Origin of the sequence: Halalkalibacter urbisdiaboli, from assembly GCF_002156385.1 — a bacterium.
Lineage (GTDB): Bacteria > Bacillota > Bacilli > Bacillales > Bacillaceae_D > Halalkalibacter_A > Halalkalibacter_A urbisdiaboli.
Genome location: NZ_MVJM01000002.1, coordinates 275,971 through 295,704, shown reverse-complemented (window position 1 = coordinate 295,704; position 19,734 = coordinate 275,971). Strand labels below are relative to the sequence as shown.

Below are 19,734 nucleotides of genomic sequence, written 5' to 3'. Positions count from 1 at the left end.
TTTTGATAGAATGGAGCGATAATGTTGAACTTTACCATTGATTTATTACCGAAAGTAGAACGAGTGAAAAAGACCAAGGTTCCTGTTATTCCGGTAGTTGGTTTTTTTGTTACTATTGCTGCAACAATAGTCCTTATTTATAGTTATATTGAAATGACAAAATCAGTTGAAGCGTTAGAGGCTTCAATTGCGACTCAAACTTCGGCAAGGGATCATCTTCAACAGCAGTTTCAACAACAAATGACTGGCGTTACGGAATATAATTTCGTGACCAAATATCAAATGTTAGAAAAGGCCTTAAATACTACCTATGAAGAAACAATTATATTAAAAAATCGTTTTTACGATTTGCTCCCGGAAGAAGCGGTTATTGAAAATTTCAGTATAGATAACGCTGGTGATCTAACAATGATTGTCACCTTCCAATCAAAGGGGCAAGCTGCCATCTACTTACATTCATTGCTCCAAGCTGATTTTGTTGAAGCAGCTGAGGTTCAAACGATTGATACGTCACAAGAGGAAGAGCTTTTCTATACGTCGTTATATCAGCTCAAGCTTAAAACGATAGCAGGTGAAGGACAATGACAGAATGGCTAAAGGATAATCAAAAAGCAATCGTATATCTTTTTATTATATTATTACTCGCGCTAGTCGCCTGCTATGTAAATATTGTTCGTCCTGTTGCACATGAAAAAGCAAATAAGGAGTTGATTCTCTCTGGAATCGAGCAAGAGGTTTCTGCTTTGGATTCAACGCTTGCCTCTCTTGAGTCTGAAAGCTTATCAGCGGTTGAAAAACAACGGCTATTAACGAGTGTTCCATTAAAGCCAAACGTAGAAGAGATTATAGCTGATTTGGAACGAACGGAAATGGCCACCGATATAGTAATAGATGATATTTCGATTTCAATTGAACCAAATGCGTACGAAGAAGAAAAGTGGCGACATATTCTTCCCGAAGATTTGTACGAACGCTTACAAGAACGTATGGCTAAAATTGAGGATTTAACCGTGTCCTATGTCGAATTAACGATTAATGTAAATGGGTTAGAAGACAATATCCACTGGTTTGTCCAAGAATTAGAGCACCTCGAAAGAACGATACATGTTCAGAATTATACATTCGGGTTAGAATCCGAGAAAGAGGATAGAGCGAATGCGAATATTACCATTCGTACGTTTTATTCTGAGGATTTCGTTCCGTTTGTTGAAAACGACGACGTATTTGAACTTGATTATGAATTTGATGCTGATTTAATAAAACGCTACGTAATCCCTAATAGAATTGGGACAACGCAAGAAACAAATAATCAGATGTCGCAGCCTGTTTCACCGATTCCAACTAGTCAAATTGGTGAACCGTTAGTTGGGATAAGTCCAAAGTTTGATGTTTACGAAAACCCTTATAACGAACGAACGATACGAGAGGGAGCGCAAGTCTTTTATGTTGTTCAAACAGGGGGCTATACATCTGAATATTACTTGTATAAAGCTGTTGACAAATTAGTAAATGAAGGCTTTTATCCAAGGGTTGAGGGTAGCAACTTAAATATGATTTATACGGCGATTGGTCAAAACGAGTCAACGGCTGTGAGTAAAGCCGCTTATATTGATAATCGAGGTTTTACGTCTTTTAGTAAAGCGATTCCGTATCAACTAACTAAAGAAGAGGAATCGGCTTTCTTAGTGGAAGCTCAAGATGCTTTGACTGTAGTTACGGAGATTACAGCGAACGGTTTAATGACTCCTGACTACCTATTAACGGATCAAAAGCTACAAGAAGCTTTAACCAAAATTGAAAGCTATCAAACGAAAGTACAAACAATCATTAATATAACAAGTGAACCTCGCAAACTAGCATTAGAAGATACAGTTGCTTTTTTAAGCCGAGTTGAACAACTGTTAAAGCATTATTATTTAACTGGGGATCCTTCTGTACTTTTAGAATCAGAAGGATTAATGCTTGATTTTGCCTTAACGTTAAATGGTTTTAAACCGCTCGAAACAAAATAATCATAGTGAAGTTTGATAAAAGGGAGTGCGTCGAATGGTTCAAAAACAACAACGAAAACGTTTAGGAGATCTGTTAGTTGAAGCCCAAGTCATTACTGAGGACGATTTGACGTTAGCACTTACTGAACAAAAGAAAACAGGCTATCGTTTAGGTGATCAACTGTCTCATATGAATTTAGTAAGTGAGCAGAGAATAATCGAAGTACTCGAGTTTCAACTTGGAATACCTCATGTGAACTTATATAAACAAAAAATAGAGCCTAATTTAATAAATGCAATCACTGAGGATTTAGCAAGACGGTACCAAGTTTTACCGATGAAGCGTGATGGAAATCGTCTAATGGTTGCTATGGCAGATCCACTTGATTATTTTGCATTGGATGATCTCCGGTTAAGCACTGGGTTTGAAATTCAACCAATGATCGCTAGAAAGGCAGAACTTAAGCTAGCGATAAACCGGTACTATGGAATGCAAAAGTCGATTGATCAAATGATGCAAGATGTGCCAACTGATGAAAATGATGAAGCTTTTATCGAGGCGCAACAATCGGATGAATCCCCTGTAGCCAAAATGGTTAATCAACTGATTAGTCAGGCGCTAGAATTAGGTGCGAGCGATATCCATATTGACCCATTAGAACATGAGACCTTAATTCGTTTTCGTGTAGATGGCATTCTCCGAACAGAGAAAAGAGTGCCTAAATCAATGCAGAACATTCTCGTGTCACGAATTAAAATTATGTCTAAACTAAATATTGCTGAAAAACGTCTGCCTCAAGATGGTCGCTTTAAAATGGATATTGATTTACGGAATATCGACCTACGTGTTTCCTGTCTTCCAACTATATTTGGTGAGAAGGTTGTGATGCGTCTTTTAGATACTGGGAACGTTACGCTTGGACTTGAACAGCTTCATTTCTCTCCAAGAAACGAACAGATATTCCGAAAAATGATTCACGGTGCATACGGGATTATTCTTGTAACAGGACCAACTGGATCAGGGAAATCAACAACACTTTATACAGCGTTAAATGAAATTAATACAGATGAAGTAAACATTATTACTGTCGAGGATCCGGTGGAATTTCAATTAAAAGGGATTAATCAGGTTCAGGTTAATACGAACATCGGGATGACATTTGCAGCAGGACTGCGTTCGATTCTACGTCAAGATCCGGATATTATTATGGTTGGTGAAATTCGTGATACTGAAACAGCAGAGATCGCTCTACGTTCAGCATTAACGGGACATTTAGTATTAAGTACCCTTCATACGAACGATGCAGTAAGTGCAATTAGTCGGTTGATAGATATGGGCTTAGAACCTTTTCTTGTATCTTCAGCTTTGCTAGGAGTCGTAGGACAACGTCTAGTTCGCCGAGTTTGCTTGTCATGTGCGAAGCCTCAGCAACTTTCAAAAGAGGAAGAAGATTTGTTCCTTTCAAGAGGTTTAAACACGAATATGGTTGCTAAGGGTGAAGGGTGTTCATCTTGTAATAGTACAGGATACAAAGGAAGAATGGGGCTCCATGAAACGGTTTTCATTGATGAACAAATGAGAGACATGATTACACAAAAGCTTCCATCTTCTTCTTATTTAAAATACGCGCAAGAACAAGGATTTAGATCAATGTTTGAGGATGGGCTTCTTAAAGTATCTAAAGGTGAGACATCATTAGAAGAAGTATATCGTGTCACAATGGAATAAAGGTGGTTGTGAAATGAATTTGTTGAAATTGCTAGAGTTCTCCTATAAAAATAACGTGTCTGACTTGCATATTACAGTAGGAACGACTCCCATGGTTCGAATCAACGGGAAATTAAAAAAAGTAGGAAATGGGCACCTAACATCAAAAGATACGTTATTAATGGCAAAGGAAATTACGACGGAGGAGCAATTCCTTCTATTCGAAAAGCAAGCCGAGCTTGATTTTTCCTATGAAATGCCTGGTATTTGTCGATTTCGTGTAAATATTTTCAAACAAAAAGGCTCGGTTGGGATTGTATGTCGGGTAATTAATAGTAAAATCCCGACATTCGAAGATTTGAATCTCCCTGACGTATGTCGTTTTTTTGCAAAACAAACACAAGGTCTTTTGCTAGTAACTGGGCCAACAGGGAGCGGGAAATCAACAACACTTGCGTCGATGTTAGATTACGTGAATGACAATATGAGTAAGCATATTTTAACGTTAGAAGACCCCATTGAATATGTACATCATCATAAAAGAAGCTTAATCAATCAACGTGAGATTGGCCAAGATAGTTCATCCTTTAGTGTTGGTCTTCGTGCTGCGCTTCGTCAAGATCCTGATATTATTCTTGTAGGAGAAATGCGTGACATTGATACAATTTCTACTGCGATTACGGCAGCTGAAACGGGTCACCTAGTCCTAGCGACGTTGCATACTACTGGCGCTGCCCAGACAATTGATCGAATAATCGACGTTTTCCCGGGGGACCAGCAACAGCAGATTCGAACTCAGTTAGCGGCAACGTTGGCTGGAGTTATTTCACAGAGATTATTACCTATGACAAGGGAACAGGGGAGAGTGGCTGCAATGGAGGTTCTCGTTAATACTCCGGCTGTTGCTAACTTAATCCGTTCAGATAAGGTTCATCAAATTCAAACCGTTTTAGAAACATCTAAATCTATTGGAATGCAGACTATGAATATGGCAGTCATTGATTTGGTGAAGCGGGGCTTAGTGACACGTGAAGATGCTGATGAGTATGTCCCAAATTGGAATCGGAATGAGTAAATATGTACGGAAAGGGAGAAGTTTATGCTTTTTCTCTATAAAGGAATTGATGCAAAAACAGGTAAAGAAATAAAAGGTAGAATGAATGCTATTAATCAAGAAGCAGCGGCAGTGGAGCTAAAGGGCCGTGGATTATATTTGACCGAACTGAAGGAACAAAAAGCGAGCGCTCTTTATATTGATTTGAATGTAACCATTGGTAAGCCTGTAAAAAATAAAGATTTCGTCATTTTTTGTAGACAGCTTGCTACCTTAATAAAATCAGGTACTCCGATTGTAGATTCTATTCGAATTTTATCAGATCATGTGTCTGCGAAGCCTTTTAAACTAGCGTTAAACGATATCTATGATGATTTACGCTCTGGGACAGCCTTCTCAGATGCCTGTGCTCGGTTTCCTAAAATTTTTGATAAAATTTTTATTAATATGGTTCGTTCGGGAGAAACAAGTGGTGATCTAGAGAATGTATTGGAACGGATGGCAACGTTTTATGAAAAGGACCATAAAGTAAAAGAAAAAGTAAAATCGGCTTTGATGTACCCACTAGTAGTCTCAATTGTTGCTGTTGTTGTGGTTGTCATTCTTTTAACGAAGGTGCTTCCGAGTCTATTAAATAATTTAACAAGCCTAGGCGGAGAGATTCCAACGCCAACGAAAATTGTGATGGCGGTTTCTGATTTTCTTGTTCTACAATGGTATTTGGTCATCTTCATTATCTTTGCAATGATGATAACCTTTATTGCGATTAATAAAAATCCTCAAGGACGCTTTTGGCTACATATGGTGAAATTAAAAATACCGGTGTTTGGAATGTTAATTCAAAAAACCTTAATTGCACGGGTAATGCGAACAATGTCATCAATGTTTAAGAGCTCTGTTCCGGTACTTCAGACTTTAACAATGAGTGCTGAAATCGCTAATAATGATGTGATTGCAAAAGTTCTAAATGAAGCTAAGGATTCATTACGAAGTGGGGAAAGTCTATCTGCCCCATTAGATAAAAGCTGGATTTTTCCGAAGATGGTAACGCATATGATTAAGGTAGGCGAAGAATCAGGACAGCTTGATACAATGCTTGAAAAGATTGCTGATTTTTATGAGGATGAAGTTGAGCAGATGGCATCGAGACTTAGTACAATTATTGAACCTATAATGATAGCCATTTTAGGAGTGATTGTAGGGACCATTGTTCTTGCAGCGATGTTGCCAATGTTTGAAATTTATAATCAAATCTAGTCATTAGAAGAACAAGGTTAATCTGAGGGCACTGAAAAAGGTAAAAACCAATCTTTTTCAGTGCCCTCGTTAATCTCTTGTTCTTTTTTCTATGAAAATAAATAAAACTAGTTCTATCACTTCTTAGATTCTAATAGAATAGAATAAACAAGCTAATGAAAAGGGGTGCTTGCAAATGGAACAAGAGCAACATAAAATATCTGTTCGTTTAAATGGAAAAGAACAGAAGATTAATGACGTTCAAAATAAGGTTGACTCGAAACAGGAAGCGGACCATGAATTAGTGGAAGATACTTTTATCCCCCAACCAGATAACGTGATCCAACTTGGCGAAGTCCAAGAACAACGAAAAAAGAATGGACAACCTTATTGGGATGATGGTATTCGAGAAAAAGGCCCGAAGCTACCTTTTAACCGAAAGAAGAAACCAAGGTCACAGAAAACGAAGCGGTCGTTTCCGACAATGATATTTATGATTATTTGTTCTGCCGTCATCGTAGGTGTTAGCTTTGGATTTATGGTCTTAACCATATTTACTGGAAATAATGCACAGCAGGTTGAAATGGGGGTACAAACTGCATCTGATGTTCCTACCTTTGGAGAAGGTGTTGTCGGCATGCCTGTTTTCACGGTTGATGTTGTTCAAGGTGGAGCCTATTCTGATCAGGTTAAAGGTGAAGAAACGGTAAAACGTATCCAAGAAAAGGGCTTTGCAGCTGCCTTAACGAAGGGAACAGAACCAGTATATTTGTTTATTGGTCTTGGCGGGGACCGTGCACAATCATCAGCAATTAGTCAGCTCTATGAGGGACATAATCAAGAAATGTACTTAAAAACGTACCGAGTTGAGAACAAATTAGATGAGGTGGATTCAGAAGTTACCGATTGGTTTTTCGAGGCATCTGGGAGCTTTAAAGACATGGTTCAGCTAACAGTCGATGGATTAACACGAGAAGGGGCAAGTTTAACGAGTGGACAAGTTGAGCAAATGAATGAGCAGTTAGCACTCTTACAAGGAAAACGTGACGGGGCATTTGAAAAGCTCCCAGATCAAGTTCAGCCTCATGCACTTGAAATGGGGGATGCCCTCGTTCAAGCCGGGAAAGCTCTAGAAAAATATGTGAAAACAGAAGATAAGCAGCAGCTTTGGAGTGCGCAAAATGAACTTCTTCATGCACTTATTAGTTATGAACAAGTCATTAACGATTGGGAGTAGAGGTTGTCCTATAAGGTCATCTAAGACCTTTTGGGGCAACCCCTTTTTATATATTCAGATTAATGACGAATCGTATATTCCAATTTATGGTTGTTGTAATATGGATAATTTGGTATTCTTTAAATAACCTTGTACAATAAGATAAAATCTTATGAGCGAGGTGTCCCTTCATGAAACCTTTCATTTTAGCCTCAAGTTCCCCGAGGCGAAAAGAGCTTTTAGAGCAAGCCTTTTATTCATTTACAATCCAGACAAGTAAAATTGAAGAAGTCGTTAACCCAACATTAAAACCACATGAAATTGTCTCTCAATTAGCAGAACAGAAAGTGAAAGATGTGCTTGCGCGTTATCCAGAAGCGACTGTATTAGGTGCTGATACGATCGTCGTTTATGATGAAGAAATATTAGGAAAGCCTACAAATGAACGAGATGCAAAAGAGACATTGCGGAAGCTCTCTGGCCGTACACATCAAGTATTTACAGGGGTTTCTATTCAAAAAACTGAAAACAAAACGACCTTTTATCAAAAGACAGATGTTTCGTTTTATGAGCTTTCGGAAGAGGATATCGATATGTATATCCGAACGAAGGAACCTTTTGATAAGGCAGGCAGTTACGGAATCCAAGGATTCGGTGCTTACCTCGTTAAGGAAATAATCGGTGATTACTTTTCGGTTGTAGGGCTGCCTTTATCAAAAACAATGAGAGAATTAAAATCATTTGGCATATTCCCTACGTTAAAATCATAATTGAAAAATGGCTCGTAAATTACATGAAAGCTCCATTAAATGTACATGTTAGAAAGGAGAGGACGACCTTTGCCTCAGCAATCACTCCTCATTCGTGATGTTCCCCCGCGCGAGCGACCACGTGAACGAATGCTACAAGAAGGTCCACGTTCTTTATCAAATCAAGAGGTACTTGCAATTATTTTGAGGACTGGTACGAAAAAGGAATCCGTCTTACAGCTAGCAGGGCGTGTCCTTGCACAATTTGATGGGCTGCCTCTTTTAAAGGATGCGACCGTTGAAGAGCTTTGTGAAATTAATGGAATTGGTGAAGCAAAAGCAGTAGAGCTATGTGCGGCAATGGAATTAGGTAGAAGGATTCATAGCATGATAACTGAGGAACGCTTTGTCATTCGTTCCCCCGAGGATGTTTCTAAATTTGTAATGGAGGACATGCGATTTTTAACACAAGAGCATTTCGTCTGTCTTTATCTAAACACAAAAAACCAAGTCATCCATCGTCATACCGTCTTTATTGGGAGCTTGAATGCAAGCATTGTTCATCCTAGGGAAGTATTTAAAGAGGCTTTCCGCCGTTCCGCTGCATCGATCATTTGTCTTCATAATCATCCTTCGGGAGATCCAACCCCTAGTAGGGAAGATATTGAAGTAACAAAACGATTGTTTGAATCAGGGCATGTATTAGGAGTCGAGGTACTTGATCATGTCATTATAGGTGATCGAAAATATATCAGCTTAAAGGAACAAGGCTATTTAACCTAAAAGAATGTTCTGGTAACATCAAAAAAATGTGGTATGATTTGTAAGACTCGAACGAAAGGTGCATTTTTGTTTTAGGGGAACTTAAGGGCTATGTTTTTAAATGATTATTCGATATAATAAAGGTTATGATTTCGGATCATCTTGAAGGGAGATACATAGATGTTTGGTGGTTTTTCAAAAGATATAGGAATTGATTTAGGTACAGCGAATACGTTGGTTTACGTTAAAGGAAAAGGAATTGTTGTTCGTGAACCTTCTGTTGTAGCCTTACGTACAGATACTGGTTCCATTGAGGCAGTAGGAAACGATGCCAAGAATATGATTGGACGTACACCTGGTAATATTGTGGCCGTTCGTCCGATGAAAGATGGCGTAATCGCTGATTTTGATACGACTGCTACGATGCTGAAATACTTTATTCGTCAAGCACAAAAAAACCGGTCAATCTTTACAAGAAAACCTTCTGTAATGGTGTGTGTGCCATCTGGCATTACAGCGGTAGAAAAACGAGCGGTAGAGGATGCAACAAAACAAGCTGGTGCAAAGGAGTCTTATACACTTGAGGAACCTTTTGCAGCAGCGATTGGAGCGGATTTACCGGTTTGGGAACCGACAGGAAGTATGGTTGTTGACATCGGTGGAGGAACTACGGAAGTGGCCATTATTTCACTTGGCGGTATTGTAACAAGTCAGTCGATACGTGTAGCTGGTGATGAAATGGATGATGCGATCATTAATTATGTGAAAAAGAACTATAACCTCATGATTGGTGAACGTACAGCAGAAACATTAAAGCTGGAAATTGGTTCGGCTGGCGCACCTGATGGTGTTGATGATATGGATATACGTGGACGTGACCTTTTAACAGGCTTACCAAAGACGATTTCAATTACTGCCGAAGAAATAGCAGGGGCTCTTTCTGATACGGTATCAACAATTATTGAGTCAGTAAAAAATACTTTAGAGCAATCCCCACCTGAATTGGCTGCTGATATTATGGATCGAGGCATTGTTTTAACCGGCGGTGGAGCTTTACTACGGAATCTTGATAAAGTCTTAAGCGATGAAACGAATATGCCAGTTATTGTTGCGGAGGATCCACTAGATTGTGTTGCAATTGGGACTGGACGTGCACTTGAAAATTTACACTTGTTCCGTTCAAAAGCAGGAATTACATCGCGATCAGATAGAAAATTGTAAGTAGGTGTCTAGCATGCCGTCCTTTTTCTCGAATAAAAAATTAATCATTCTCCTTGTCAGTATTATTATTTTGGTGGCATTGATTGGTTACTCTTTAAGTGATCGTGAACGGATAACAGGTCCAGAACGTGTTATGAGAGATGCCGTTGGATGGGTGCAAACCGTGTTTATGAAACCCGCTCATTTCGCAGCGGGTTTCTTTGAGAATGTTCGTGACATAAAAGACATTTACAACGAGAATCAACTTTTGAAGGCACGGCTTGAGGAGTACGCTCAAATCTCGGTGGAACGAAATTTATTGAGGAATGAAAACGAAACCCTTCGCCAAATGCTCGAATTAGAAGAGAGCTTAAATGATTATTTAATCCGTCCAGCGGTTGTGATTCATCGTAATCCAGACCTTTGGGAGCAGCATGTTGGATTGAATCGTGGTTCACAACATGGTGTTGACGAAAATATGGCTGTTATTGATTCACAAGGAGGATTAATTGGTAAAGTTAAGCGTGTGAGTGAATTTACGTCTTTTGTTCAGCTTTTATCAGATAATGACCGGACCAATCGTGTGTCAGCTCAAATTCTGATGGATGAGCCAGAAGTAGGGTTTATTGAAGGCTATGATACTGAGCGGGGATTGTTAATCATGAGAAAGCTTGATATTGAAGCAAACATTGAGTTAAATCAAATGGTTACAACCTCGGGGTTAGGAGATGTGTACCCGAGTGGTCTACTAATAGGTGAGGTCGTTGAGGTTGTCCCAGATGAGTATGGATTGACGCAAAATGCATACATAAAGCCTACTGCTGACTTTGCATCTTTAGACTACGTCTATATTATTGAAAGATCCAGTGCCACTCTTGATCCAGCCTTATTAGAGGAGGATTCATAGGTGAGTCGAGTGTATATTTCAATCCTCATGCTTTTTGTCCTTGTGATGGAAGGAACCATTTTTCAATTTCTTAATCCTGTTATGATGAATCAGGATACGCTGACGGTGCCTCGGTTTTTAATTGTCTTACTTGTCTTTATCGGCATTCATATCGGTCGTTCCGCAAGTATTCCATACGGTCTTTGTTTTGGTCTATTGTATGATGTCGTATATACGCCGATATTAGGTGTCTACTTATTTGGTTTTGGAATCATAGGCTATATGTTTGCTCTGTCTCATAAACGCATTCAGGATAGCATTGTTTTTCAAATATTTCTTGCCCTCATAGCGGTTTTTCTGTTTGAATGCTATCAATATGGTCTTTTTCAGTTAATTGGAATCACAGATATGGAAAGTTCGTTTTTTTGGCAAACAAGGGTCATACCTACTATCTTGTTAAACGGTGCCTTTGCTATCCTAGCCTATTATCCTGTTAAAAAGCTTTTGAGCTATGTTAAGTTACAGGCGAGCTTACGTGAGCGTTAAATTATGATTGAAAAAAGGGTTTAGCCACCTACATGTTGAATTAAACTATCTATCACCGTTTTCAAGCCGAACTGAAATAGGTCTAATGAAGGAGAGGCGTACGGAGAGGACGTGTGTATGTCTGAGGTGAACGCAGAAATGATGCAAAAAAAACAACATGTTACGATAAAGGGTACGAAGGACGGTCTTATCTTTTTATTAGATGACCGTTGTTCGTATGAAAGCTTAATAGATGAATTAGTAGAAAAGTTATCTGCGAAGCATTATCAACAAACGGATGGACCAGATGTTCAAGTAAAGGTTGATGTAGGCTTTCGTTATTTAGATGAAAAACAACGAGAAGAGATTCAGTCCGTAATAACGGGGAACCGTAATCTAGCAATACAGCAATTTGATTCAAAGGTTTTAACAAAGGTAGAAGCCGAACAGCTTAAGCAGGAATCACAAATGGTCACATTAACGAAGATTATTCGCTCCGGACAAGTTCTCAAAGTAAAAGGAGATTTGTTTCTTATAGGCGATGTGAATCCAGGTGGTACGGTGATGGCTACAGGAAACATTTTTATTTTAGGTTCATTAAAAGGGCTAGCTCATGCTGGGTATACAGGGAATGAGCGGGCTGTAATAAGTGCATCGCTTATGGCCCCTACGCAGCTTAGAATAGCTGAAGTCATTCACCAGTTTACCGAAAAGAGTGAGGAGCTAGTGATGGAATGTGCTTATTTACATGAAGAATCATCAGAACTCATTCTTGAGCGAGTTCAACAGCTAGTTAATAAAAGACCAGAACTATCAAAGAACCAACAGCAAATCATTGATTGAAGTGTTCATAGAAAGGGGTAATGAGCGTGGGAGAGGCAATCGTCATTACAAGTGGAAAGGGTGGCGTTGGAAAGACAACGACATCCGCTAACATCGGGACAGCCCTTGCGCTTTCTGGGAAAAAGGTATGTCTAGTTGACACAGATATTGGGCTGCGGAATTTAGATGTCGTAATGGGACTCGAAAATCGTATCATTTATGACTTAGTCGATGTTACAGAAGGTCGATGTAAATTAAAGCAGGCATTAATTAAGGATAAAAGATTCGAATGTTTATTTTTGTTACCTGCTGCACAAACGAAAGATAAAACAAGCGTTGAACCAGATCAAATCAAAGTCATTATTGATGAATTAAAGCAAGAGTATGATTATGTCATCATCGATTGTCCTGCAGGGATTGAACAAGGCTTTAAAAATGCTGTAGTGGGAGCAGATAAAGCAATTGTTGTTACAACACCAGAAGTTTCTGCTGTTCGTGACGCTGATCGAATTATTGGCTTATTAGAACAGGAAGATGTTGAATCTCCTCGTTTAGTTGTGAACCGGATTCGTGGCCATATGATGAAGAGTGGCGAAATGCTTGACGTAGATGAAATTGCTTCGATTCTAGCGATTGATTTAATAGGTATAGTCGTCGATGATGAGAATGTGATTAAATATTCCAATAAAGGCGAGCCAATTGCTTTGCATACAACGAGTAAAGCATCAATTGCTTACCGAAACATTGCTAGACGAATTTTAGGGGAAACCGTTCCGCTTATGTCATTAGATGAGCAAAAAGGAATGTTTTCAAAAATACGAAAGTTTTTTGGCGTACGTTAAAACACCTGGTTTCAGGTGTTTTTCTATTTGAGCAATAATCATTAAAAGAGCAAATCAAAGAAAAACTGGAGGCTGTCTATAGGATAGACAGCCTCCAGCTTGATTTTGTTATATTAATTGCTAGAAACATATTGTTTCGGTAAAACTGAGAGAACTTTTTTACGAAATTCTTGAACTGAAAAAGGCTTATAACAATAAATAATATCATATTTGCTCGATTCCAGAACAGCTTGTCTCCCCGTAGACATAATCATAACAGTCATGTTACCGTTCATTACTTTTGTTTCTAGTTGTTCTAGTAAACTAGGCACTGAAATATCATGTAGTTGATCACTAATAATAAGTAAATCCGTGTTGAGAGAATTAAGATTATCTAAAAAAGATTGTCCTGTGTGATATAGAATACTTTTAGCCTCTATCTTTTTTAGATGATATTCCATTAAAATCGCGTGAGATGGTTCGTCTTCTACGATGGTCACTTGTATATGCATACGAATTTGTTCCCCCACTCCCAAAAACTAATATTAATTTTATATTAAGATTTTATGGAGTGTTTTTCAAGTCTTTTTAAGGAAGATTTTGTCTAGAAAAGTCGCCACTTTTTCCCCCTGTTTTTCGAGAGAGATAGGTTGGACCGATTATCATGCCTTTATCGAGCGCTTTACACATATCGTAAATCGTTAATGCTGTTGCAGAGGCAGCCGTTAGAGCTTCCATTTCAACACCGGTTTGTCCCTTTGTTTTTACCTCTACTTCAATTTCAAGTACCCAAATGTCTTGACTGTTGCTCCAAGAAAATCGAATATTGACTCCTGTTAAGGGAAGCGGATGACACATTGGAATCCATTGCGACGTGTTCTTTGCAGCCATAATTCCAGCTACTTGCGCAACTGACAATACATCACCTTTTCCAATTTTACCTTGTTCAATTTTTTCATGAATGTCTTTACTGACTTCGATGCTAGAATGTGCAATGGCTGTTCGAGTTGTTATCGCCTTATCCGAAATATCGACCATTTTGGCTCTTCCTTGTTCATTAAAATGGGTTAAATCGCTCATACTCACATTTCGCCTCACTTTTTCCAACTTCCACATTAATTGAAGGAAGCAACTTAATTTCTGTAAATTCTGTGCTATCATAATGGAAAAGGACGTCAATTGTCAATTTTGAGGGGGAGACGGCATGTCAGTATTAGACCATAAAAAAGAAGCACCAGAGGTAGTACGCTGTATGATCTTAACTGTATCCGATACTCGGAGCTATGAAACTGATAAAAGTGGCTTACTAATTAAAGAGCTCTTAGAGGCAGTGGGGCATTGTGTTATGGAGTATCAAATTGTGAAGGATGAGTATAGTCTCATACAGCATTGGCTCAAAGTTGTGGCAAGCCGTGCAGATATTGATGTGGTGTTAATTAACGGAGGAACAGGTATTGCCCTTCGTGATACAACCTATGAAGCAGTTCGAGATAGTCTTGATAAAGAGATGCCAGGGTTCGGCGAAATCTTCCGTTACTTAAGCTTTACAGAGGATATCGGGACAGCTGCAATTTTAAGTCGTGCGGTAGCTGGTGTTCGAGATGGAAAAGCGATTTTTTCAATGCCAGGGTCAACAGGTGCTGTTAAACTTGCGATGGAACGAATTATTGTGCCTGAATTAGGGCACGTAATGCGTGAAATTTTAAAAGACCGACCGTAGGAGGGGATTATCTAAAAGCTTTAAGCTTGCAAAGGCTGTGCCAAAGGTTGTTTTTAACCTTTCGGCTCAGCCTCTTTTTTCGAAAAATACATTGTTAACTTATCTGTTATTTAAGGTTGACAATAGAGGCGTAGTTTTTTATAGTAGAAGCATCAATATAAAAGTGAGGAACAATTATGAAATTAAAACAATTAATGTATGTATCAATGTTTGCAGCTGTGGTGGCGGCATTTAGTGTCATTCCGCCGATTTTTGTACCTTTTACACCTGTACCAATTACAGCCCAAACACTTGGAGTAATGTTAGCTGGTGCCATCCTCGGAGCGCGACTAGGTTTTATGAGTATGGGGCTGTTTGTCATACTTGTCGCCATTGGTGTACCTGTTCTTTCTGGGGGGCGTGGTGGTTTAGCGATACTTTTTGGTCCAAGTGGAGGGTATATTTTAAGCTGGCCGATAGCAGCGTTTGTTATCGGGTATTTAGTTCAATCAAATTGGGAAAAAATGAAACTATGGAAAATGGTTATGTTTAATCTTATCGGCGGTGTCCTCGTTATATATGCATGTGGCATTACCTATCTGTCATTTGTATCAGAGTTAACATGGTTGGATGCCGCTAAAACAGCTTTAGTTTATATTCCCGGAGATACTGTGAAGGCAATCGTTAGCGGTTCAGTGGCATTGGCAATTCGAAAGGCATTACCGGTAAAAGATATTCAAACATTTAAACAAGCATCTTAAAAAAATATGGGGGTGTCCAAAAGGTTGTTTACTACCTTTTTGGACACCCCTGTCTTTGTTAAAGCGCAAGGAAACAACTCATGGTAAACTTAAATGCATGAATATTGAAGGAGAGGGTTTAGGTGTATATTGGACAATCGTTAGCCTCTCATGCAGTAACTCAGGCCAACAAGCGAGCAATTATGTTTAATGAAACCGTACTTACTTACGAGATGCTTTATAAAAATGTCGTTGACTGGAAGCTGCGATTATATGAGAAATTAAACGGGGGGCAAGAAAAACGGGTCGCGCTCTTTTTAAGTAATGAGCCCAGTTTTTTAGAATTATTTTTTTCAATTATTTCTCTAGGCTGGACTGCTGTTCCGATTGATGCTAAGTGGACAAAAAAGGAGAGAGAGCACGCACTTACGTTAATAAAACCGGACTTAGTTGTTTGCTACGAACAAGACGTGCAACTTTTTTCAAAGTGGCAAACAGTATCTGTCGAGCATCTAAAGACGCAAGCTGTTTCGGATCAGGAGATAGAATTACAAGTAGACGAAACGAAACTTTTTTATTTAGGGTTTACGTCTGGGAGTACAGGATTACCGAAAGGATTTATTCGGAATCATACGTCGTGGCTGGAAAGCTTTCGGTGCTGTGAGGAAGTTTTTTCTTATACAAAAGAAGATACTATATACGCACCAGGTCCTTTCGTCCACTCATTATCTTTATTTGCTGCCGTCCATGCCTTACATCTAGGTGCTTCGGTTTTAGTCACGAATGCGTTCAACGCTGAGAAATGTGCAAAGCTTTTGCAAACAGGGGCGATTGATGTTTTGTATGCTGTACCAACAATGCTTGAAGCAATTAGTTCATGTATTGAATGCGAACCAAGAGTGAAAATGGTGTTATCATCTGGAGCAAAATGGGATAAACACTCCCTCAAAAAGATGAAAAAATGTTTTCCTCTGACGGATTTGTACGAGTTTTATGGGGCATCTGAATTAAGTCTTGTTTCGTATTTAGATTATCAGAAAACAAAAAATAAAGCTGGTTCTGTTGGACAAGCCTTTCCAAGAATTGAGATTATAATTAAAGACAACAATGGTGAGCAACTCCCGCCAAATGAAAGAGGACAAGTATTTGTCAAGAGTAGTCATGTGTTTTGTGGTTACGTAGACAATCCAAGTGAAACAGCAAAGGTTTTGCAAGGAGATATGGCAACGGTAGAGGATATTGGTTATGTAGACGAGGATGGGTATTTATTTCTAGTTGGGAGAAAAGATAATCTGATCATTACTGGCGGTTTAAATGTATATCCAGAAGAAATCGAGCAGCAAGTGAAACGACTTCCTGAAATTGAAGAAGCGGTTATAATTGGAAAAAAAGACGCCTATTGGGGTGAAAAGCTCGTATTATGTGTTAAATGGAGCGGAGCAAATAAATTAGATTTGAAGACGATTACAGTATTTTGTAAATTGTATCTATCTGCTTATAAATGCCCAAAAGAGCTAATCGAAGTGAACACTTTTCCTTACACAACGAGTGGGAAAATCGATCGTAAAAGCTTGCAGCTTAAAATGGAGGTGCACAGTGAATAAAGCGGTGATCGTTATGGCAAAAAGAACACCTATTGGGAAAATAGGTGGAATTCTGAAAGATGTATATCCTGAGGAGTTGGCCGCTGTCGTTATGCGACAGATTTTTAAGGAAACAAAACTTGACCCACAAATGATAGATGAAGTGATTCTAGGAAATGCCGTTGGCCCAGGTGGGAATATCGCAAGGCTGTCTGCCTTACAGGCAGGAATACCTGTTTCCGTCCCAGGAGTATCTGTTGACCGCCAATGTGGATCAGGTCTCGAGGCGATTATTCAGGCTGCACGCTTGATTCAAGCAGGAGCCGGAGAAGTGTATTTAGCTGGAGGTGTTGAAAGTACGAGTCTTGCTCCTTGGAAGCTAGAAAAGCCAGCAGATATAACGGGGTTTCCAACAGTCTTAAAACGAGCAAGATTCTCGACTAATCAAATAGGAGATCCTGATATGGGTGTTGCTGCTGAAACGGTTGCGAAATCTTGTCAAATTAGTAGGAAGGAGCAGGATCAATTCGCTTATCATAGCCACAAAAAGGCTGTTCGTTCCCAAAAGGAAGGCTCGTTTCATACTGAAATTGTTGCTGTAAACGGCTTGATGAAGGATGAATGTCCAAGAGCAAACACCTCACTCGAGAAGCTAGGACAATTGTCACCCGCTTTTGTCGAAAATGGAACCGTAACAGCTGGAAATGCTTGTCCGATAAATGATGGGGCAGCAATTGCACTTCTCATGTCTGAGCAGAAAAGTGACGAGCTCGGTTTAACCCCTGTTCTTGAATTTGTTGATGCAGCTAGTGCCGGTGTCAATCCGAATGTGTTAGGACTTGGCCCTATACCAGCTATAAGGAAGCTATTAAAACGCCAAGCGCTATCGATTGAAAACATTGATTTAGTAGAATTTAATGAAGCGTTTGCTTCGCAAGTGTTAGCCTGTTTAAAAGAGTTAAACATTAATGAAAAAGTGGTTAATATTGGAGGAGGTGCTTTAGCGCTTGGTCACCCGTACGGTGCTTCGGGCGCGATATTGGTGACGCGTCTCGCGACTGAATTGAGAAAACAAAATGGGGAACTAGGCTTAGCGACACTAGGTATTGGTGGCGGACTCGGCTTAGCTGCCTTATTCAGACAATGGAGAAGGAGTTATGAGTAAATGAGGGTAGGCTTAAAGACAGAAGAAGTTAAGGTAACCGTTACAGAAGGCATGATTCAAACCTATCTCTCAACTCTAGGTTTCGAATCAGTGGGCACTCCTATTACATTTGTCATGATGTTTTGGAAATCAATTCAGATTCCATGGTCAATAGACGGGCTTATCCACGGTGAGCAATCCATCCAATTGCAAGAACCAATAAAGGAATATACAACCTATCATTGTTCAGTTGAAATTACGCAAATTCTAAGAAAGCGTCATTTAACGTTTTATGTACATACATTACATATTAAGAAAAACGGCATAAAAGTTGGACAAGCTATATCAACTTTAGTGAAAAATAGGAGCATTGGAGCTGAGATACAATGAAGACGAGTTCAAAGGTGACGTTGCAGCCTATTACAATAAACATAACCGATGAGATGATTAAGGAGTATGGAGCTCTTCACCAAGATATAAATCCAATACATTTTGATAACGAGGCTGCGAAAAAGGCAGGGTTTCCTTCAAAAATCGCACATGGTATGCTAACAATGGCATTAGCACAAAAAGTTTTAACGCTAACAGACAGGCAGGAATGGTTTTTATCCTCCTATCAGGCTCGATTTACTGCCCCAGTTTTTTCAGGGGAAATGATACGGTTTGAGCCTTACATTGTGAATGAAGATAAAGACTCTATCGAAATCATCATTGAAGGAATAAATCGTGATAGTAATAAGGTGCTAGACGGGATTATTACGATAATGAAAAGGAAAACAACATGAGTATGCTAGATTTAGTTGTTATTGTAACGGGTTCAACAAAAGGGATTGGGAAGAGTCTTGTCTTTGAATTGGCGAAACGAGGGGCACGGGTTGTTGTGAATGGTCGTAACCAAACATCGGTCAATGAAGTGACACAGCAACTACAAAGGTTAGGATACAAAGCCATCGGTGTTGTCGGTTCAGTAGATGAGATGAACTGTGGGAAAAAACTAGTTCAAAACGCAATAGATGCTTTTGGAACAGTTAATGTGCTAATTAACAATGCCGGAATCGTTCATGATCGGATGTCTCATCGTATGAGTGAACAGGAATGGGATGAAGTGATTTCTGTTCATCTTAAGGGCACGTTTGCGTGTGCAAAACCGTTTATACAATACATAAGAAATAAAACAGGCTCTGGTACAATAATTAATATGACCTCCTTAGCTGGAATTAAAGGAACAATTGGGCAACTCAATTATAGTGCGGCCAAAGCAGGGATTATTGGGATGACTAAAACTTGGGCAAAGGAGTTAAAAAGCTCAAATATTACTGTATACGCAATAGCTCCTGCCGCTTATACGGATATGACGGCGTCTTTTATAGATGAAATGAAAGAACATCCAGAGATGAGTTCTTATTGGAATGTCGGATCAGCCGACGATGTGGCACGTTTTATCACAGCATTACTTGAACAAAATGGTCAATTTTTATCAGGAGAAGTTTTTACGGTTAATGGCCAGCAAATTGGAAGATGGCATGAACCGGTACATGAAATCCTTAGCGAAAACGGAAGCAAGGATATTTTTAAATGGTAATAGTTCCTTACAGAAA

22 protein-coding genes are annotated in these 19,734 nt (G+C 39.2%); 20 read left to right on the top strand and 2 right to left on the bottom strand.

Annotated features, from left to right (window positions below):
- Positions 1-24 precede the first annotated feature (24 nt).
- From B1R93_RS09335 to minD, 13 genes are all read left to right on the top strand, one after another.
- Positions 25-585: a hypothetical protein gene (locus B1R93_RS09335; RefSeq protein WP_133058630.1), complete on the top strand. Its 561-nt coding sequence runs from the start codon at positions 25-27 to the stop codon at positions 583-585.
- Positions 582-2,012, top strand: coding sequence for a hypothetical protein (locus B1R93_RS09330; RefSeq protein WP_088103712.1), 1,431 nt, complete (start codon positions 582-584; stop codon positions 2,010-2,012). Before B1R93_RS09335 ends, B1R93_RS09330 begins: the two co-directional genes overlap by 4 nt.
- Positions 2,013-2,046: 34 nt before the next feature.
- Positions 2,047-3,720: a GspE/PulE family protein gene (locus B1R93_RS09325; RefSeq protein WP_088103711.1), complete on the top strand. Its 1,674-nt coding sequence runs from the start codon at positions 2,047-2,049 to the stop codon at positions 3,718-3,720.
- Between the two features lie 13 nt (positions 3,721-3,733).
- Positions 3,734-4,774 (top strand): type IV pilus twitching motility protein PilT, encoded by a 1,041-nt coding sequence (locus B1R93_RS09320; protein WP_088103710.1) that lies wholly within the window; start codon positions 3,734-3,736, stop codon positions 4,772-4,774.
- A 24-nt stretch (positions 4,775-4,798) separates the two neighbouring features.
- Positions 4,799-6,010, top strand: a complete 1,212-nt coding sequence (locus tag B1R93_RS09315; protein ID WP_088103709.1) for a type II secretion system F family protein — start codon at positions 4,799-4,801, stop codon at positions 6,008-6,010.
- Between the two features lie 175 nt (positions 6,011-6,185).
- Positions 6,186-7,226: a hypothetical protein gene (locus B1R93_RS09310; protein WP_088103708.1), complete on the top strand. Its 1,041-nt coding sequence runs from the start codon at positions 6,186-6,188 to the stop codon at positions 7,224-7,226.
- Positions 7,227-7,396: 170 nt separating this feature from the next.
- Positions 7,397-7,975, top strand: a complete 579-nt coding sequence (locus B1R93_RS09305) for a Maf family protein (RefSeq protein ID WP_088103707.1) — start codon at positions 7,397-7,399, stop codon at positions 7,973-7,975.
- Positions 7,976-8,044: 69 nt separating this feature from the next.
- Positions 8,045-8,737 (top strand): RadC family protein, encoded by a 693-nt coding sequence (gene radC / locus B1R93_RS09300; RefSeq protein ID WP_088103706.1) that lies wholly within the window; start codon positions 8,045-8,047, stop codon positions 8,735-8,737.
- 159 nt (positions 8,738-8,896) lie between these two features.
- Positions 8,897-9,937, top strand: a complete 1,041-nt coding sequence (locus B1R93_RS09295) for a rod shape-determining protein (protein WP_088103705.1) — start codon at positions 8,897-8,899, stop codon at positions 9,935-9,937.
- 13 nt (positions 9,938-9,950) lie between these two features.
- Entirely contained in the window at positions 9,951-10,823 is an 873-nt protein-coding gene (gene mreC, locus B1R93_RS09290; RefSeq protein WP_088103704.1) for a rod shape-determining protein MreC, read from the top strand.
- Positions 10,824-11,348, top strand: a complete 525-nt coding sequence (mreD, locus tag B1R93_RS09285) for a rod shape-determining protein MreD (RefSeq protein WP_088103703.1) — start codon at positions 10,824-10,826, stop codon at positions 11,346-11,348.
- A gap of 138 nt (positions 11,349-11,486) precedes the next feature.
- Positions 11,487-12,170 (top strand): septum site-determining protein MinC, encoded by a 684-nt coding sequence (minC, locus tag B1R93_RS09280; protein WP_088104635.1) that lies wholly within the window; start codon positions 11,487-11,489, stop codon positions 12,168-12,170.
- A gap of 26 nt (positions 12,171-12,196) precedes the next feature.
- Positions 12,197-12,991 (top strand): septum site-determining protein MinD, encoded by a 795-nt coding sequence (minD, locus tag B1R93_RS09275; protein ID WP_088103702.1) that lies wholly within the window; start codon positions 12,197-12,199, stop codon positions 12,989-12,991.
- 113 nt (positions 12,992-13,104) lie between these two features.
- On the opposite strand, the gene B1R93_RS09270 is transcribed toward minD, so the two are convergent.
- On the bottom strand, positions 13,105-13,482 hold the full coding sequence (locus B1R93_RS09270) for a response regulator (RefSeq protein WP_088103701.1): 378 nt from the start codon (positions 13,480-13,482) through the stop codon (positions 13,105-13,107).
- Between the two features lie 76 nt (positions 13,483-13,558).
- Entirely contained in the window at positions 13,559-14,050 is a 492-nt protein-coding gene (gene moaC / locus B1R93_RS09265) for a cyclic pyranopterin monophosphate synthase MoaC (protein WP_088103700.1), read from the bottom strand.
- 124 nt (positions 14,051-14,174) lie between these two features.
- On the opposite strand from moaC, the gene B1R93_RS09260 reads away from it, so the two are divergent.
- The 7 genes from B1R93_RS09260 to B1R93_RS09230 all read left to right on the top strand — a co-directional run bounded on the left by B1R93_RS09260 (position 14,175) and on the right by B1R93_RS09230 (position 19,718).
- Positions 14,175-14,690 carry a MogA/MoaB family molybdenum cofactor biosynthesis protein gene (locus tag B1R93_RS09260; protein ID WP_088103699.1) on the top strand — a complete coding sequence of 172 codons (516 nt, stop codon included), beginning with the start codon at positions 14,175-14,177 and terminating at the stop codon, positions 14,688-14,690.
- A 176-nt stretch (positions 14,691-14,866) separates the two neighbouring features.
- The gene (locus tag B1R93_RS09255) at positions 14,867-15,430 is read left to right on the top strand and encodes a biotin transporter BioY (RefSeq protein WP_088103698.1); all 564 of its coding nucleotides are present in this window, start codon (positions 14,867-14,869) and stop codon (positions 15,428-15,430) included.
- A gap of 122 nt (positions 15,431-15,552) precedes the next feature.
- Entirely contained in the window at positions 15,553-17,013 is a 1,461-nt protein-coding gene (locus tag B1R93_RS09250; RefSeq protein WP_088103697.1) for an AMP-binding protein, read from the top strand.
- Positions 17,006-18,157 (top strand): thiolase family protein, encoded by a 1,152-nt coding sequence (locus B1R93_RS09245; protein WP_207634143.1) that lies wholly within the window; start codon positions 17,006-17,008, stop codon positions 18,155-18,157. The genes B1R93_RS09250 and B1R93_RS09245 overlap by 8 nt, the downstream gene beginning before the upstream one ends.
- Entirely contained in the window at positions 18,158-18,526 is a 369-nt protein-coding gene (locus tag B1R93_RS09240; RefSeq protein ID WP_088103696.1) for a hypothetical protein, read from the top strand. It abuts the gene before it with no gap.
- Entirely contained in the window at positions 18,523-18,921 is a 399-nt protein-coding gene (locus tag B1R93_RS09235) for a MaoC family dehydratase (RefSeq protein ID WP_088103695.1), read from the top strand. Before B1R93_RS09240 ends, B1R93_RS09235 begins: the two co-directional genes overlap by 4 nt.
- Positions 18,918-19,718, top strand: a complete 801-nt coding sequence (locus B1R93_RS09230) for an SDR family NAD(P)-dependent oxidoreductase (RefSeq protein ID WP_088103694.1) — start codon at positions 18,918-18,920, stop codon at positions 19,716-19,718. Before B1R93_RS09235 ends, B1R93_RS09230 begins: the two co-directional genes overlap by 4 nt.
- The last annotated feature ends 16 nt before the right edge of the window (positions 19,719-19,734 follow it).

What these genes read in the sequence shown, in the direction of transcription:
- B1R93_RS09255 (WP_088103698.1), top strand. Translation starts at nt 14,867, where the DNA reads ATGAAATTAAAACAATTAATGTATGTATCAATGTTTGCAGCTGTGGTG.
- B1R93_RS09260 (WP_088103699.1), top strand. Translation starts at nt 14,175, where the DNA reads ATGTCAGTATTAGACCATAAAAAAGAAGCACCAGAGGTAGTACGCTGT.
- moaC (WP_088103700.1), bottom strand. Translation starts at nt 14,050, where the DNA reads ATGAGCGATTTAACCCATTTTAATGAACAAGGAAGAGCCAAAATGGTC.
- mreC (WP_088103704.1), top strand. Translation starts at nt 9,951, where the DNA reads ATGCCGTCCTTTTTCTCGAATAAAAAATTAATCATTCTCCTTGTCAGT.
- B1R93_RS09320 (WP_088103710.1), top strand. Translation starts at nt 3,734, where the DNA reads ATGAATTTGTTGAAATTGCTAGAGTTCTCCTATAAAAATAACGTGTCT.
- B1R93_RS09330 (WP_088103712.1), top strand. Translation starts at nt 582, where the DNA reads ATGACAGAATGGCTAAAGGATAATCAAAAAGCAATCGTATATCTTTTT.
- B1R93_RS09270 (WP_088103701.1), bottom strand. Translation starts at nt 13,482, where the DNA reads ATGCATATACAAGTGACCATCGTAGAAGACGAACCATCTCACGCGATT.
- B1R93_RS09230 (WP_088103694.1), top strand. Translation starts at nt 18,918, where the DNA reads ATGAGTATGCTAGATTTAGTTGTTATTGTAACGGGTTCAACAAAAGGG.
- B1R93_RS09240 (WP_088103696.1), top strand. Translation starts at nt 18,158, where the DNA reads ATGAGGGTAGGCTTAAAGACAGAAGAAGTTAAGGTAACCGTTACAGAA.
- B1R93_RS09310 (WP_088103708.1), top strand. Translation starts at nt 6,186, where the DNA reads ATGGAACAAGAGCAACATAAAATATCTGTTCGTTTAAATGGAAAAGAA.
- B1R93_RS09295 (WP_088103705.1), top strand. Translation starts at nt 8,897, where the DNA reads ATGTTTGGTGGTTTTTCAAAAGATATAGGAATTGATTTAGGTACAGCG.
- B1R93_RS09235 (WP_088103695.1), top strand. Translation starts at nt 18,523, where the DNA reads ATGAAGACGAGTTCAAAGGTGACGTTGCAGCCTATTACAATAAACATA.
- minC (WP_088104635.1), top strand. Translation starts at nt 11,487, where the DNA reads ATGATGCAAAAAAAACAACATGTTACGATAAAGGGTACGAAGGACGGT.
- B1R93_RS09315 (WP_088103709.1), top strand. Translation starts at nt 4,799, where the DNA reads ATGCTTTTTCTCTATAAAGGAATTGATGCAAAAACAGGTAAAGAAATA.
- B1R93_RS09325 (WP_088103711.1), top strand. Translation starts at nt 2,047, where the DNA reads ATGGTTCAAAAACAACAACGAAAACGTTTAGGAGATCTGTTAGTTGAA.
- B1R93_RS09305 (WP_088103707.1), top strand. Translation starts at nt 7,397, where the DNA reads ATGAAACCTTTCATTTTAGCCTCAAGTTCCCCGAGGCGAAAAGAGCTT.